This window comes from Sporosarcina sp. resist, assembly GCF_014302295.1.
Classification (GTDB): domain Bacteria; phylum Bacillota; class Bacilli; order Bacillales_A; family Planococcaceae; genus Sporosarcina; species Sporosarcina psychrophila.
The window spans coordinates 3,309,396-3,324,642 of the sequence record NZ_CP060287.1; the positions used below are offsets into that span (position 1 = coordinate 3,309,396).

General features: G+C 38.5%; 11 protein-coding genes and 1 pseudogene. 2 read left to right on the forward strand and 10 right to left on the reverse strand.

Features of this window, described 5'->3' with window-relative positions; genetic code table 11:
* Nucleotides 1–73 precede the first annotated feature (73 nt).
* The 5 genes from H7992_RS16250 to H7992_RS16270 form a co-directional block, all read right to left on the reverse strand.
* A complete protein-coding gene (locus H7992_RS16250; protein ID WP_255428464.1) occupies nucleotides 74–577 on the reverse strand; it encodes an immunity protein YezG family protein in 504 nt (167 codons plus the stop codon).
* 285 nt (nucleotides 578–862) lie between these two features.
* On the reverse strand, nucleotides 863–1,999 hold the full coding sequence (locus tag H7992_RS16255; protein ID WP_067210848.1) for an ankyrin repeat domain-containing protein: 1,137 nt from the start codon (nucleotides 1,997–1,999) through the stop codon (nucleotides 863–865).
* A gap of 7 nt (nucleotides 2,000–2,006) precedes the next feature.
* Nucleotides 2,007–3,572, reverse strand: coding sequence for a T7SS effector LXG polymorphic toxin (locus tag H7992_RS16260; RefSeq protein ID WP_187045282.1), 1,566 nt, complete (start codon nucleotides 3,570–3,572; stop codon nucleotides 2,007–2,009).
* On the reverse strand, nucleotides 3,572–3,874 hold the full coding sequence (locus H7992_RS16265) for a YwqI/YxiC family protein (protein WP_067210851.1): 303 nt from the start codon (nucleotides 3,872–3,874) through the stop codon (nucleotides 3,572–3,574). The genes H7992_RS16260 and H7992_RS16265 overlap by 1 nt, the downstream gene beginning before the upstream one ends.
* A 20-nt stretch (nucleotides 3,875–3,894) precedes the next feature.
* A complete protein-coding gene (locus H7992_RS16270) occupies nucleotides 3,895–4,263 on the reverse strand; it encodes a YwqH-like family protein (protein ID WP_067210853.1) in 369 nt (122 codons plus the stop codon).
* A 1,069-nt stretch (nucleotides 4,264–5,332) separates the two neighbouring features.
* Here H7992_RS16270 and H7992_RS16275 point away from each other — a divergent pair.
* On the forward strand, nucleotides 5,333–5,887 hold the full coding sequence (locus H7992_RS16275) for a DoxX family protein (RefSeq protein WP_187045283.1): 555 nt from the start codon (nucleotides 5,333–5,335) through the stop codon (nucleotides 5,885–5,887).
* 250 nt (nucleotides 5,888–6,137) lie between these two features.
* Here H7992_RS16275 and cydC read toward each other — a convergent pair whose 3' ends face one another.
* The 3 genes and pseudogenes from cydC to H7992_RS16290 form a co-directional block, all read right to left on the reverse strand.
* The gene (gene cydC, locus H7992_RS16280) at nucleotides 6,138–7,865 is read right to left on the reverse strand and encodes a thiol reductant ABC exporter subunit CydC (protein WP_187045284.1); all 1,728 of its coding nucleotides are present in this window, start codon (nucleotides 7,863–7,865) and stop codon (nucleotides 6,138–6,140) included.
* Complete coding sequence (gene cydD / locus H7992_RS16285; protein WP_187045285.1) at nucleotides 7,862–9,592, reverse strand: thiol reductant ABC exporter subunit CydD; 1,731 nt, start codon at nucleotides 9,590–9,592, stop codon at nucleotides 7,862–7,864. Before cydD ends, cydC begins: the two co-directional genes overlap by 4 nt.
* Nucleotides 9,593–9,921: 329 nt before the next feature.
* A pseudogene (locus H7992_RS16290) lies at nucleotides 9,922–10,211 on the reverse strand (cytochrome ubiquinol oxidase subunit I); the annotation flags it as partial.
* Nucleotides 10,212–10,483: 272 nt separating this feature from the next.
* Between H7992_RS16290 and H7992_RS16295 the strand changes: the two are divergent.
* Nucleotides 10,484–12,310: an ATP-binding protein gene (locus H7992_RS16295; protein ID WP_187045286.1), complete on the forward strand. Its 1,827-nt coding sequence runs from the start codon at nucleotides 10,484–10,486 to the stop codon at nucleotides 12,308–12,310.
* A gap of 246 nt (nucleotides 12,311–12,556) precedes the next feature.
* Here H7992_RS16295 and H7992_RS16300 read toward each other — a convergent pair whose 3' ends face one another.
* Nucleotides 12,557–14,293, reverse strand: a complete 1,737-nt coding sequence (locus H7992_RS16300; RefSeq protein ID WP_187045287.1) for a sulfate adenylyltransferase — start codon at nucleotides 14,291–14,293, stop codon at nucleotides 12,557–12,559.
* Between the two features lie 264 nt (nucleotides 14,294–14,557).
* Nucleotides 14,558–14,701 (reverse strand): 3D domain-containing protein, encoded by a 144-nt coding sequence (locus H7992_RS24835; protein WP_340767547.1) that lies wholly within the window; start codon nucleotides 14,699–14,701, stop codon nucleotides 14,558–14,560.
* Between the last annotated feature and the right edge of the window lie 546 nt (nucleotides 14,702–15,247).

Consider the following 15,247-nt stretch of genomic DNA (forward strand, 5'->3'; position numbering starts at 1 on the left):
GCTGCGAAATGTGAGTTCAATATGAAAAAATCTTGACTGAGCGGTTAATATTCGTTCAATCAAGATTTTTTAATTATTGTTCGTTATCGTTTTCATTCTCTTTTTCTTCAATTGATTGTAAATACTTCCTTAAGAATTCTTGGTCGTCTTCATCCTCAGGTATACGCCCTAGGTACTTATACTTCCAAATAATTCGCCTTTCATATTCATCTGCTTCCGATAAATCCTCGTAGTCATAGTCAATCTTTAATTTACCTTCACCGTTAAAAATAAATGTGAGATTTGTCCAAGGTTCCTGGTTATTATTTTTAAATTCATACCAAAGTTTTTCTAAACCTTCTAGTAGTTTATACCACAAATCATCATAGACCTCTTCCCCTATATCAAAAAGCTGCGAGATATTATGGCTATGAATTGGAGAATCGTCGTTTTCTGGATAATAATAGAAGTATGCTTTACGTACATCTTCGTTTATTTCACCATATACAAATACTTTTGACCACTCTTCTGGGATCGTTTCGACCACTGTTTGAGCAATATCTTGGTAAATACTACTCAACTTATTTTCATCCATCATTATTTACCTCCTGGTTTATTTTTCAAGTCTGCAAACTCCCAGTCTTTATTCCCAATCTTATACCCTATTTTAAAACTATGAAGCCAACTTTATTCCTCCTCTGATGGATACCACGGATGCACAGACTCTACTGTTTTATCATGTGCCATATTTCTACCCACTTTACCTCCCCTGTATATACGTTTTTCCCCATGCAAAAACACCATCGACAAATGTACTTTTAAAAAATGTGACATTTATCAATGGTGTTTTATGTCACCTCAGTAATTCAGCATAGTCCAAGCATTATCCTTCCAAACCAACATTTTTTCTGTTTATATCAAGCACATCTGAAATACCAAACTCATCGAATTTCCCCATTAAAAAGTCATGCCCATTGTGTAATGCGATCTCTCTTTCTTCTTCATAAATAGGGAGTAACGTATAAAAATTAATTATTCTATTTTCCGTATCTAAAATACTACCCATATCTTCAGATTCACTTACCAAAATACATGATAACGCTGTAGTGGCTGCAAATGGCATTGGCGGTTCCCCATTTGGAAGAATAACCCCTTCACCTAACCAACCATCATATTTATGCGGAATGTGCGCAACCATTCTCAGCCACTTCAAAGGCCAATAATGATCTTTGTTCTTCATTTCCTCTTTACTGATTGGCGAATTTGCAGGTAATTTCAGGACTAATTCGGCGTACTTAAATTCCTCACTGCCTTCTGAATCATCCATTGCAACATCACTCATCCCAGTTGTCACAAGAGTTATATAATCATGTTCTTTCGATGGCAGTATCACTTGAACATTAACCGCTACCTTACTGCCAGGGATGATTTCACTGATTGTGTGATCAATAGGGCCAAACTGTTCAGTTATATAATCTAAAATCTCCGTTGTTTCATATTGCCTAGTATCCTTATATTCTTCTTTTTTATCGGGATCCAATAAATCAGCAATTACCTTTTGCCCACGTTCATGCGCAAATGCTAATGCACCCATATTTTTCATAGATTCTCCTGTGTACTTCACATGAATATCAATTCCATTTTCAATCAGAAGTTTTACAATATCTATATGTCCACCCAGAATTGCAGAAAATAAAGGATTCCTTTCTGGTTCGCTCACATCCAATTCAGCCCCACAGGACAATAAATATCTCACAATTTCAATGTGTCCATCTGAAGCCGCTTCATTAATTGCTCCACCACCAAGTATAGCACCGCGCCTATTTATGTCAGCACCTAACTCTATAAGTTTCTTGACTATTTCAAGCTTTCCATGTGTGGCTGCTACATGAAGAAAAGTTCCAAATGTTGTCACCAAATTCAAGAGTTCCATATCTGAACCAATTAACTCGACTACTCGTTCGACATTATTTTGCTTGATAGCTGTACGTATTTCTTTAGCTAGTTGTATAATTTCCATATTCCCACTATCTCCTTTGAGCGGCTATACGACCTAATCGTTCAAGTATTTGAACGATATCATCCCGGTCACCGCCACTATTTTCCACTTCTTTAATCTTATCTACAACATTTCGAAGTGCCGTAATATCATGTTGACCTTTTATATTTGGTGCCCAAGTCAAATTTTCAAGGCCGTAAATTGGGTCTATATCATATTCTCTTAATATTTCTTGTCCTTCCTTAACAAGCTCTTGTTGAGCTTTTCCATTACCTCTCTTAAATAGAATGTGATGTGCGTGGTGATTCTTCATTTCTTCTGGTGGATCATCTTTGTGTTTTTTCAAGAATTTACCGAAGTCGAAGTTATCGATGTTAACATCTTTGTCAGCATCGATAGTATCAATAGTTTCTCCATTATTACTCGATGCACCTTTACCCGTACCCTTACCCTTACCCTTACCAGTAACATTTTCAACTTTCTTAGGACTTATCCACTTCACAATTGAAGATTTTCTAACAAGTCTAATACCCGCGTTACCCGCTTTTATCGCTGGCCCAAAAGGGGTAATCGAGGCCATGGACAATCCCTTGGCCATGTAGGAACTATCGGGATCCGTGATTGTTTTTAAGTCATCCAGGATTAAGAAGTTAGCTACTCCCAACCCGGCTTTATCAATGAGGCTCAGTTCTTTGGGTCCGTAATCCTTTGAAACACGAACGAGTCCTTGGTTCATCATGATGTATTCGCCCGTATTCGGATCGATTGCGTAGTCATTCACAGGATTACCCACATGTTGTTCTTTTTCCATTGCGGCATAGAGTGCTTTCATCTGCTCATCTTCAGAAGTATTTGCCCCTACTAGATTGCCAGGTTCATCACCGGATCCTTGTCCCCCATTTACGCCGTCCATCCCGGCAGTTCGTTGTGCTAAATCTGTCTGAAGAGTATTTTTCGATGATAATGCTGCCCATTTATCCATCGGAAAGTCGATGGCCGTCACACCGTCAGTGAACAATCCTTCGATATCAGAAATCCATGTTTCCATCGTCTTCAGGTCATTCTCTATCGTTATTAAAGCCCTCGTCTGGTTCGCATCAAATTCATACAAATCGGCAATCGTATGATCCCGTTTCCTCCGTGCATCCCGAACCCCTTCCTGCACATCACTATCATTCAAATGTGGAAGGGCAACGATATCGGCGACCTGATTCATAATGTCGTTCGCTTCGTCGGTGAGACTGCTTGTCAGTTGTGAAATTTCTGTAAGTCCGGCTTCAACTTCTCCTTCAAGGAATGTTTCACGGATGAACCCGTTCGCATCCGGCTCCAATGCATCAAGTGCAGAATCCATTTGGGTGAGGACATTTACGTAAATGCTTTTGAATGTCATGAAAAACTGTAAGAACGGCTGGTGGCACTCCGCATAAAATGTACGGATTGCATCACCACCTTGCCCTTTCAATGAGTCTTCCATCGCAACGAGTCCTTCGACTGCGGTCTCGATTGCATTCATTTCATTTTCCAAACGATTCAGCATGGTATTATTCCGCCGCAAGCCATCGTGGAACGGGCTGACATCTACTACTTTCATTATAACATCGCCTGCTTCGGTCCGGATAATGTACTATGCACGACAGTCGCTATTTTTTCGTCTGATTCACGCATGAATTCAACGGAGCTAGTCGTTGTTTTACTATTCTCCATTAATACAGTTTGATAGTTCATCAAAAGCTGTTCCAGTTGAATCGACAACTTCGTCTGTTTAGTCACGACATCCATCGTATTTCCCGTAATCGGTAGTTCAGCTCTTGGAATGAGTGACTCCGTTTTGCTATTCATTTCCCTTAATTGGTTTTCAACTTCTCCATAGTCTATCTTCACTTCGGTCGACATGATAGTTATCTCCCCCGTTGTTAGTTGGAAGTTTTCACTTCTTCTTTTTCCCTTGCCGCTTCCTCGGCCAATAGACGCTCGATAGTCTGTTGAATGGAGGCAATTTCTGCTTGAAGTGAAGCAATTTTTGCTGCAATTGCACTATATACGTTTGCGAACTGGGCACCTGCAATCTCCAAAAAAGCTGTGTGAATTCCCCCTTCACGAATAGCTTGAAAATCAGTAGCATGTCTACCATGCCAAGTCGTGGGCGAAAGTTCTGGTTCCAAACATTTATGTTCATTCATAGTGAATTGCTGCTGTTTTTCGCTTAGTGAGGATTGACACGCATTCAGACGTGCAACCTCCCCTTCCTTCTTACTCAATAGTGCATAGTAATAGCCAAGCAATCCTCATTCCCCCTACCTTTTTTATTCACCTCACATTTACCCCCCAATGACTTATCGGTTACTCGCATCAAAGACACTGATTAATTCTAATATAAGGTTGTAAAATTTTTTCTACTAATCTTGCGTTGCAGCGCATTATGGAACATCATTAAATCTATTATCAATCTAGTAATAACTATCCATAATTAACTCACGCCAATTCTCCATTATATTGTTAATAAAGAATGATATGGTATTTATCCATTGATACTATAAATAGCATTCTAATCTCCCCTTTGTCAAAGACATCTAATATGACATAAAGTTTCCATAAGACTATTATCCCTCTATATATTGTCCCTCCAGAATATTTGGTTCTTAATCACACCTACTTATACCGTCTAAGTCTATGAAATCATGACTTATATAGTAGGTACTTCGAGGTATCTATTCTAATTCCGTGACTTAAGATCCGTTTTCATGCGTATTCAAAAAAATGCTAGCTACAAGTGGTAATTAATAGGGATTGGACGTTGTATCATGCCCAAGCAAAAACGTTAAAAAGAAACCAGTGTCAATATGCAGAAATCTCTAAAGCGAAAAGAAAAGGAAATCTCAGGGACGCCTGTGGAAGCACTGGTAACTTCAGAATGAGTAACTGAGTACGTTACTACTTTGCACAAGAGTAAAAATGACTGATTGACAGACCAAATCCAAATGTGGATCGAAAAAAAAGGCGAAACTACTATTCTGGGCGAACATTTCTAAAATAAGAAAAGCCAAAGGATCTCCAGATTAAGAGATCCTTTGGCGAAAATTGTTTAGTTGCACTGAATTTCAATATAGACAGTCAGGATATTTTGGGGTCATTTGATTCAAAATACCTATAATGTTGTGCGTCAATCAAATATGAAAGTTTGAACAATCTATTTTTTATTTGCCAACTATCTATTTAACATAATAGCGTATCTGACAACTAAACTGGATAAACTTGTCACACGTGCTATACTAAAAATAGTACTTAATACTTTTATCCTATCATTTATGCATAGTAACAATGAATAACTACATAAAATTATGAGGTGATGACATGGTTAAATTGCAGAATTCTCAGTTTGGAAAGAATGTTATTATCGAAGAAAATCCGCTTTCAAGATGGTTATTTTCTAACACGATATCTGCATGGATATGGTTAGTTTTAAGATTATACCTTGGTTATTCTTGGCTGATGGCTGGCATTGGAAAAGTTACTTCTGACGTATGGACAGGTGCTAATGCTGGTGTTGCAATTGAAGGATTTATGGGTGGTGCCCTTGCCAAATCTGAATCGGGGGACGTCGCAGGGTGGTATGCTTGGTTCCTAGAGAGCATCGTGATTCCAAACGCAACACCATTTTCTTATATGGTCGCTTGGGGTGAAGTGTTAATTGGACTTGGCTTAATCGTTGGACTCTTAACAGGAATTGCGGCTTTCTTTGGTGCACTTATGAATATGTCCTTCTTATTGGCAGGTACCGTGAGTACAAATCCCGTTATGTTTATAATTGCAGTATTCTTAATTATGGCCTGGAAAGTTGCTGGTTGGTATGGGCTAGATCGTTGGGTGTTGCCTCGCTTAGGAACACCATGGTCGTCAAACAAATGAATTGTATAAATTGGATGATATCCCAAGTTCTTTTACTTGGGGTATTTTTTTAACTGCCCTACTTGTTTTCTAAAAAGGACTGCCTGCGCCAGACACAAGCACGAAAAATTCACATAGTCGAGTAGTAATAAAAAAAGAATAAAAAACCACATAGATATTGATCAGTTTTGTACTCTTATACAATTGCATTGTATAAGAGTAGTTCCGCACACTGGTACCAAACACTATGGAGATTCCATTACGCCAAGTTTTAGTTTATAAGAAACACGCTCTGTTCAATTTGTTTCATTTCATAGAAGTACCCTTTTTTATCCATCAATTCTTCAAATGTTCCAGACTCAACAATGGTTCCATTGTCCATCACAATGATTTGATCCATCTCTTCTAATCCTGTTAAGCGATGGCTAACGACAATAACAGTATCCACTTTTGCTTTTTCAAATAAATAGCCCATAATATGTGCCTCGGTCAATGCATCAATGGATGACGTTGGCTCATCTAATAGCCATAGAGGCGAATTTCTGAGCAGAGCTCGGGAAATAGCGAGACGCTGTTTTTCTCCGCCTGAAAGATTCTCCCCTTTTTCTAATACTTTATCATCTAAGGTAAAGTGCCCAAGCTTCACCATTCCCAACATGTCTTCCATTTCTGTTTCACTTAATTCATCATTAGCAAGCAGTAAGTTATCTCGAATGGTGCCATAGAAAAAATGATTTTCTTGTAATACCACATTTGTATTCTCCCAAATACACTCCTGTGTTATCTGATCAATCGAATCATTGTTAAAACGAATCTGACCTTGGTTTACACTGTAGAACTTTAATAGCAACTGCAACAACGTCGATTTCCCAGAACCACTCGGACCGACTATAGCTGTTTTTGAACCCGTTGGAAACGCTGTCGTTACATTTGTTAACGTATTATGTGTTTCATCTGGAAAAGCAAAAGTTACATCCTTCATTTCAATTGAAGGAACGCCCTGTATAGTACGTTGTTCAAAACTTTCTTGTGGTTTCTCTTGTACAAAATCTTTACCAACGACTGCGGTAAGTCTTGACGCAGCTTGCCGACTCTCTTCTAAATAGCTTGGGAAAGCTGCCATAGAAGTTGTATTTTCAAAAACTGTCAATGAAACCATGACAAACATCGCAAGGTAAATCCCATCCAGTTGACCATCTGCCACTAAATAAGCGCCAACACCTAAAACAAGCAATGATATGAGAAGCGATAGAAACTTGTTAGCAGCCTGGCTGAACAAATTATGAATACTTTCACGTTCTTGTTCATCTAAGTAGGCATGTACAGATTGATGCAGTTCGCCTTCTTTTTCTTCTAGTTGTTGGTGTATTTTTAAATCACGAAAGCCATAAATAAATTCTGTCACTTTGGTAGACAATTCTCCGCGTCTCTGTCTCACCAGTCGATCCACTTTTCGCTGCGTTAAAGCAAAAATTGATGGAACAACAAAGGTAGTTACTATCAGACCGACGAATACGACCAATGCTACTTCTATTGAAAACAATGCTGTAAAAAAGATTGTACATAAAAATACTAATAGTAAAACAACCGGTGGGTAAAAAACGCGCAAAAAGAAATTTTGTAATGCCTCCACATCACCCACTACTCTAGCAAGAAGATCTCCGCTTCGATATTTCCGGAATATCGTTGGTGCTAATGGTTCTAACTGCTCGTAAAAGGAAACACGCATATTACTTAACATCGTAAATGTCCCTCTGTGAGAAAAATAACGTTCTCCGTAACGACTTAATGCTGATATAATCCCTAAAATTTTAACCGATGCAACGATAATCATTAAGGTATAAATTGAAGGTGTTAAAGCCGCCTTGGAGATCAAATACCCACTGGATGCAAATAAACTAACAGCTGTTATCCCAGATATAAATCCGCAGATAATAGAATAGAAAATATCCTTTTTTTCTACGAATAATATCTTGGTAACAAATCCTAAGTCCTTCATTTTGCAATCCCTCCTTGTTGAACAGACACCATGTCACGATACACTTCCACCGATTCCAGCAGTTCCTCATGTGTGCCAGTTGCTAAGAGTTCTCCGTTGTCCAAGAAAATAATCTTGTCGGCATTTTTAATCGTATGAAGCCTATGAGCAACTGTAATGACCGCTGAAGCTTTAGACAGTTCCTTAATAGATGCTTGCAAGATTTTCTCCGTCCGAAGATCGAGTCCAGTTGTGGGCTCATCAAACAGAATAACAGATGGACTTTTTAAGAATGCTCTCGCAATAGCTATTCTTTGTTTTTCTCCACCTGAAAGGTCTCTTCCTCCTTCACCAATAGCTGTATCATAGCCATGTTTAAGTGAATCGACCAACTCGGAAATTCCAGCCTTTTCAGCAGCTTGTACGATCTCCCCTCGAGTAGCATCCATACGTCCGCCAATCGCAATATTTTCCGCAATTGTTCCTGAAAATAAATAAGGGTTTTGTGAAATATAACTTAATCGATCAAACCAATCTTTCTCTTGAAAGTTTGACCTTGGTTTCCCATTGATAAGCATTTCTCCCTCTGAGACCGAAACAAGTCCGGCAATTACATTTAATAGGGTTGATTTCCCCGCGCCAGTTTTACCGACAATCGCTACTTGTTCATTTGGAACAATTTCTAGTTGAATGTTTTTTAATGTAAATGCATCTTCTCCATAAGTAAATCCCACACCACGCAGTTCAATTGTTAGTGGTACTTCTCTTTCCAAGCTTTCTACTCCCCATAAAACAGGTTTCTCTGTGTCACTTAGTTCATCTGCTAGCTTTTTAGCCGCCCCCATACTTCCCCTACCCGTATGAAAAGCACTACCTAAGTCTTTTAATTTCATGAAAAACTCTGGAGCCAATACCAACATGAAAAACGCGGTAAAAAACGTGATATTCTGAAACACAATTAAACTAAGGGCAAGTTCTAGGGCTATTATCCCCATACTTAGCATCGATATGAATTCTAATACTAAGGAATTTTGGAAAGCAATTTTAAGTACTTCCATCGTCGCATCACGAAAATCAATACTGCTTTTTCGTATCGTTTCTTTTTGTTCTTTGGAACGACCAAGCAATTTAAGAGTTGTCAATCCCTGTAACGTATCGAGGAACCCTCCTGAAAAAGCAGCCATTTTATCCAATTGGTCTTCGGTTTTGTCTTTTGTTTTGATACCAATAATTATCATGAAAACCGGAATAAAGGGTGCAGTGATTATAATAATCACTCCTGTGGATATATGTTGTGTCAAGATAACCACTAGAATGATGAGTGGAATGATAGTAGCTTGAATTACTTGTGGGATATAACCGCTAAAATAACTGTCAACTTCATCCACAGTATCCATCATTACACTTACTTTTTTACCAGACTGTCCTTGAAGTGATGATTGAATCGTATTTCCAGAAAACTTATTCAAAAGGTTTTTCCGAAGATTCCCTTTAACCTGTGAAGCCATTTTCACTCCAGTTCTCCCACTAAGATACTGAAGGATTGTTCTTGCGGAAAACGCGAAGAACAATCCTATCAACAGCGGTACAACATCAGAGAATGATGCATCTTTTATAAAGATACGATCCACAATTGCGACTAATAAATAACCCTGTCCAATAATTGCTACACCTGTTGTGACAGCAAAAATGACCAAGAGAACCAGCTTTCTTTTCTGTTCTAATGCTAATTCCTTAAGTCCTACCATCTCTCTACACCTCCCGAAAAACAAGCTAATTTAGCGAAGTATCCAAAGTTTATACACTGGCAGTAAGACCGCTACCTCCACGTTATATAACTTAAGGATATTTGTTTGGAATTACCGCCAGAAAGCTACTTATATCAGTGGAAGACGCAAGAATCCTCCACTACTAAAAGTTTCAATTTATTTTTCTTTTGAAACAAATCCATCTTTTGGTGAAGTCCAGAATGCACATACTATTGCTGTGAAGATTATGGTACATGGAGCTACAAAGATTAGAATGTCATGTAGCATTCATCTTACTCCTTTTCCCTGTTTTCTATTACATACTCTTTATCAAAGAAGAAAGAATATACTTCCAAAAACAGGGGTAGTGCTCCAGTCCTCCCTGCCAGTTTCATAAAATTTGACCAAAGTAATGAAAGCCGCAGTCCATTCATGGTTCCAGTTACAACACCGACCGAAACCCAGGCGCCCAGCGTTCGGCTATTAGAATATAATGTTCGTTATTTTTCTTAATTACCACTCAATGGGCTATCATGAGTGGAACACCAACCCATATCGTTGCGTAAATAATATAAAATGAATAGGTAAGAAATATTAATTTCCACCTTCTATACAACATCTTTTCCCAAGCTCCGCTTTGAGTAAATTATACAACCAAGGTACATTAATACTATTTTCAAGTCGTAGACCCATTTTAACTGTAATTGACTGTTAGTAGGTGGATATCTTGTGACAGAAACGACGATCATGTGACCGCGATTGGGCATTCTTTAGTTGTAAAAAAAAACACTTAAAATCCAGCTACTATTCTCTGATAATTATGACACCTACAGAAAAAAATGTTAAAATAACAGTTAGAATATAATTCACTACGAAAAGGGAGGGATATAGATGCCGAATTCTTATGTATCGCATGAAGATATGGGGCTGAATACCGGAAATGCATATGTTGAAAAAATTATTTTCAGTTTGACTAAAAGTGGAGCAATTCTAAATGCGAATAAAGATTTCTGTACTCTTTCGGTGGAAAAAATCCCTTCTATAATTGGTACATCTATGTATGAATTTGTTCATGAGGATGATCGGTTGTTATTCATTGAGCGAATTCTTGAATGCTGTGATGGAAATTTGATTCCGTTTACTTTCAGGTTCACTACTAGTAAAAGGGATGGCATGCCGTTTTATGTAAATGTATGCAGGTGGATTAATCAGAATGAAGTGCTTATACATGCCATACCGATTGTAGATACGTTCGCCTATACATCTGTTGAACGCTCGTTAATTGATAAAGAACTCACGGTATTTGACATTACAGATAAAGCTGCCATCAATACTGGTTTTGACGGGACTGTTATTGGTGTTAATGACGCTTATATTGAACTCTTTGGATGGACACGTGAAGAGCTAGAAGAGAAGAAAGCCTCAATGGTTCCTGATTTTCTTATGTACGAACTTATAGAAATTAAGGAACGACTCATTAAGGGCGAAAAAGTTGTTCGTTTGAACACAGTACGAATAACGAAAAATGGACTAATGCTTCCTGTTAACATCGTTTTATTGCCTTATTATGACAGCGTTGGAATGGTTCAAGGCGTTTTTGCGCTTTCGAGAAAGCTTGAGGAAACGCTAGAAATGAAATCGTTTGTTGAAAAGCAGTTGGCAAATATTTTGCAACAGGAAGTATTAATTAAAGATATTACGAGAAATTTGGAATTCGGAGTTTGCCAGTATGATGTTAAAAAGGGGATGTACCTTTACGTAAGCCCTGGAATAGAACAACTTGTCGGTATCTCCGTTTTAGACTTAATGAAAGATCCTACATTGTTTGTTTCAACATGTCATCCAGATGATAAAATTGAATTGTTTCGTTTTTTTGAGGAGTTATCTAAAGAAAGGACCGAAATTGAGTATCGCGTGCTAAATAAGGATGAAAAAGTTTGCTGGATTCGAACAAAGATTACCCCTGTTATTGATGGGGCGGGAGAAGTTGTAAGATATGTTTCAATTACTCAGGATATTTCTAAACTAAAAATGCAAGAGGAGCTTCTTAGAAAGTGGGACATGCTTAACATAGTTGGACAATTATCTGCCAGCTTTGCTCATCAAGTTAGAAATCCATTAACAACTATAAAAGGATTCATTCAATTATTTCCAATGGGGCCGGAAGATACGTTTGGTCCGATTATGACAGAAGAGCTTATTAAAATTGAAATGATTATAGAAGAATTTCTTCAACTTGCAAAACCGAGTAACGGAACAGGTTTTACAACTACCTCCATTTATAATGAAATAAACCGAACCATTTCATTGATGGAAAAAGAGGCAATACTTCATAATATTTCATTCAATATGAATCTTAATGATAAAGATCAATTCATTCATTGTGAACCGAAGCAAATTCAACAAGTGCTCATTAATTTAATAAGAAATTCGATAGATGCAATGCCAAACGGCGGAGAAATAACAATAGGGACAGTGGTCGAAGAAGGACAAGTCGTCAAAATTACACTTACCGATACTGGTATCGGAATACCAACAGAACGTCTCAATAAGCTTGGAGAACCATTCTATTCACTTAAGGAAAAAGGAACGGGTCTTGGCCTTATGGTTAGTTATAAAATTATTGAAAACCATCATGGATCTATTCAATTCAAGAGTAAAGAGGGTTATGGGACGACTGTAGAAATCACTCTTCCGTTAAGTGCCCCTGCGAATTGAAAATAATTAATACGGTTGACTATAGATTTAACAAGACTGACAGACTTTCATTCCTTTAAAAAGAGGTACTTGTGTCAGACCAAACGTGTTGTACATTAGCAAGATGATGCACAACACGAGTGGTCTCAGACACAAAGACGAATAATCCACATATTCGATTAATTATACGGAAAAACTAAGAAAACCGCACTATATGTTTTGATACGCTTTATAATTTCATATTTTCATATTTTATAGAAGTACAATTTACTTTTCCATATCCTCTTCTTTTGGTTCATCGCTGCCACGATAGCGATTATAAGGTAGAACATTCCAAGTTCTTTCTTGTAAATAATCTTCACTCAGCACTCTCGGAATGTCCGCAAGAATCTTTTTAGCGACATCAAGTTCACGTTGGGATTCTTCCTTATCCTGATACAAGAATTCATCGGAAGCGGTAGTTGGAGCTAGCGACACTTTCTCCTCCAAGTCCTGAATGACCATTTCTTGTTGAACGCGCATTGACTCCCGGGCATCTGCAATCCACTCCGGTTGCAAACCGCGATTGACATCACCGACGCAACTAAACTCATCAAAAATGTCCCGATAAATTTGGTCTGCATTGGTGCGGACATCCAAGTTCGCCGCTTCCAAATCAAGGTTAGTGAGTTGCTCCACTGTCAAAGGTGTATTGCGTTTTCGTCCACCGAGCCTTGTTCTTGTTAAATAGAAAGGGAATATGCTATTAAGTGTTTTGCCAACCGGTGAAATGGATCTTTCAAACTCATCAAGCCCTTTTGGCTGAACCCCCTGCATCGCAATACGAGCTGATTCAGGACGTACAATTTCCTTCGGTGGCATAATCCCATGACGAAGCATTTCTCGTATACCCGTACCAGAAATATTGATCCGATACTGTTCATCATGTGGACAGGACTGCCCTGTAGCAGGACTATCACAACGTGAGCAGTAAAAGACTTCATGATACAGCCGAACCTCGATCCCTAACTCTTCCGGTTTAAACTCGTCAAATATACTATGACTCGCGTACTTATCATAATAATCACCAATTCCCGCGTGATCTCGCCCGATGAGCGCATGCGTACATCCATAATTCTTCATAATTAAGGCATGTAAAACAGTCTCACGCGGCCCTGCAAAAATATACGTCACTCGCAAAGGTGCAAGAATGGAGCGACCTTTTGGATAATACGTATCTAAAACGCTTCGATAAGACAACATACGGTATTCATGACGTGTATACTCACGTTTGGCCATCTCAACTAAAGGTTGAAGAAGTAAGCCATCCAATTCTTCTAAAGCGTTCTTATGAATATACTCATGACCTCTATGCAAGGGATTGGCCCCTGTTATAAAACCTGCCGCAGTACGAAACTTCTTCTCCTCATAAAATATACGCCACGTATCTTTTGGTTCCAGTCGAAGTTTCTCAAATGGTCCCCAATCCATTCGCCGTAATAACCGAATAGGTCCACCTAAAGAGACATCCCCCATTCTTCTATAAATTGCATCTACCCCTGGATGATTACGATCGGTTGTACCAAAAAGGGCAGATGCACGTCGTTCCTTATCATACTGAAAAACATCTTCTATTTTCATAATAGCGACAGGTTCATTGTTTTCATCGGCAAGTGTGATCTCATCTCCAACTTTTAAGGACTTGACGATTTCCTTGTTCCTATTACCTATTGGAGCAAAGCTTAGCGGCGCCGGCCATATTACGCCACTTGTTAATCGCCCTTTCGAAAGAACAGAATTATAATCAGCTTCGTTCATAAAGCCTTCGTTGGGAGATAACACTCCTGTGGCAATCATTTCAAGCGTTATGGAAGCCTCCATGTCTACCATAATCGTTGGTAACTGCTTGGCCCTGACCAGCTCCTCTTCCCGCTCTGTTCCCGTCACAACCTTATCCACTAATTTGCCACCATGAGGCTGTTGTGGATAGTTCAAATACTTATTTTCCGCTACAACATTTACCATCTCATTTCCTCCCCCTTTAAATTGTTTGTCTATATATATTTAAAAATTCAGAACACTAACACCACTATAACCGCACACTCAAAATAAATCAAATACTCTGAAATTTGTGGTCATTTACTAAAGATACTACTATTTTACAGATTTAAATCACTTGCTAGAATAACTCTACGCAAAAAAAACACAGCCTTGTTACGCACAAGCTGAGTTGCATTCTTTTTTTTACTATTTCAGTCAAACTTCTAACTACTAGTTATTCCAAGTTTATCAATCCAGAATTTTAATTGTAACCGTTTTACGTCCCCAATTTAGTGCGTCTTGTTCATTTTCCATGAAGACATCAATTCTCTCACCCTTAATAGGACTACCAGTATCTCCCGCGATGACCTTTTTGTCAGGATTTGAACGCAAGTCAATACCGATGCAGTTAGAGAATTGCGTGCAGGAGGTAGCAATCGCGTGACACTATTCACCTCATTGATTTAATTGTCATAAAAAGAAGGGAACTGGAATATTAAAAGCAATTGGAACTATTGTATATCCATAGAATATCAGTACTTCAAAAGAGGAACTTGAAGCATTAAAAAGTCCATTGGGTACGGACAAGATTTGAGATGGTGTCGGATATGGCGAGTGCTACGCTAGGCACAGATATTGGTGGTTCTATTCGAATTCCCGTAACGGGTTCGAGTTAAGGTCACTTCTTAAGCTAATGAAGTGAAATTTAGTTGTTTGAGACAAAGCGTGCATGCATACGGTTCGTTTAACAGGCAACCATACAGTTGCTTCACTTGAACAATGTAGAATCGCGACAGACACCTATTTGCAACAGTATCACCGATAAGAGAGCTGTGAAAATGAAGGTCTTCAAGCCCAACTCGCCAGTGTTTTATGAAAATAAAAAAACTGTCAACCAAATCCGTTTGGTTGACAGTTTATTCATATCAAAGGGGTCCT

What these genes read in the sequence shown, in the direction of transcription:
- H7992_RS16250 (WP_255428464.1), bottom strand. Translation starts at nt 577, where the DNA reads ATGATGGATGAAAATAAGTTGAGTAGTATTTACCAAGATATTGCTCAA.
- H7992_RS16255 (WP_067210848.1), bottom strand. Translation starts at nt 1,999, where the DNA reads ATGGAAATTATACAACTAGCTAAAGAAATACGTACAGCTATCAAGCAA.
- H7992_RS16260 (WP_187045282.1), bottom strand. Translation starts at nt 3,572, where the DNA reads ATGAAAGTAGTAGATGTCAGCCCGTTCCACGATGGCTTGCGGCGGAAT.
- H7992_RS16265 (WP_067210851.1), bottom strand. Translation starts at nt 3,874, where the DNA reads ATGTCGACCGAAGTGAAGATAGACTATGGAGAAGTTGAAAACCAATTA.
- H7992_RS16275 (WP_187045283.1), top strand. Translation starts at nt 5,333, where the DNA reads ATGGTTAAATTGCAGAATTCTCAGTTTGGAAAGAATGTTATTATCGAA.
- cydC (WP_187045284.1), bottom strand. Translation starts at nt 7,865, where the DNA reads ATGAAGGACTTAGGATTTGTTACCAAGATATTATTCGTAGAAAAAAAG.
- cydD (WP_187045285.1), bottom strand. Translation starts at nt 9,592, where the DNA reads ATGGTAGGACTTAAGGAATTAGCATTAGAACAGAAAAGAAAGCTGGTT.
- H7992_RS16295 (WP_187045286.1), top strand. Translation starts at nt 10,484, where the DNA reads ATGCCGAATTCTTATGTATCGCATGAAGATATGGGGCTGAATACCGGA.
- H7992_RS16300 (WP_187045287.1), bottom strand. Translation starts at nt 14,293, where the DNA reads ATGGTAAATGTTGTAGCGGAAAATAAGTATTTGAACTATCCACAACAG.